The organism is Streptomyces sp. GC420 (genome assembly GCF_009916105.1).
In the GTDB taxonomy this organism is placed as follows: Bacteria; Actinomycetota; Actinomycetes; order Streptomycetales; family Streptomycetaceae; genus Streptomyces.
Genome location: NZ_JAAAXQ010000817.1, coordinates 1 through 650, shown reverse-complemented (window position 1 = coordinate 650; position 650 = coordinate 1). Strand labels below are relative to the sequence as shown.

Annotated in this window: 1 protein-coding gene; it reads right to left on the bottom strand. The window is 72.2% G+C overall.

What is annotated here, in order from left to right; translation table 11 throughout:
• Window positions 1-13: 13 nt before the first annotated feature.
• Window positions 14-616 carry an NADH-quinone oxidoreductase subunit B gene (locus tag GUY61_RS38790; RefSeq protein ID WP_166634957.1) on the bottom strand — a complete coding sequence of 201 codons (603 nt, stop codon included), beginning with the start codon at window positions 614-616 and terminating at the stop codon, window positions 14-16.
• Window positions 617-650: the final 34 nt, after the last annotated feature.

Here is a 650-nt window from a genome sequence, read left to right as displayed (position 1 = left end):
GGGGTGGGGTCGGTCACCGGTCCGCCTCCCCCCGTGCGCCGGTTTCCGGCGCGGACGGCGCCGCCGGCGGAGTGACCAGGCCGCTGCGGAGGGCGGCCGCGGAAGCCCTCGGCCCGGTGACTCCGTACCGCTCGCCCAGCGACTCGCGTGCGATCTTCTCCTGGAGCTTGAGGATTCCCTGCAGCAGCGCCTCGGGCCGCGGCGGGCAGCCCGGCACGTACACGTCCACCGGAATGATCTGGTCCACGCCCTTGGTGACGGAGTACGAGTCCCAGTAGGGACCGCCGCAGTTGGAGCAGGCCCCGAACGAGATGACGTACTTCGGCTCGGGCATCTGCTCGTACAGCCGCTTGACGGCGGGCGCCATCTTGTCCGTCACGGTCCCGGAGACGACCATCAGGTCGGCCTGGCGCGGGCCGGGCGCGAAGGGGATGACGCCGAGCCGGATGAAGTCGTGGCGGGCCATCGAGGCCGCGATGAACTCGATCGCGCAGCACGCGAGCCCGAAGTTGAAGACCCACAGGCTGTAGCGGCGGCCCCAGTTCAGCACCACCTTCATGGGCTCGGGCGCCAGCCTGGACAGCACGCCCAGCCGCTTCGGCTCCGGAAGCGGCACGGGCCCACCGCCACCGGCCGGCGTCGCGGAGCCC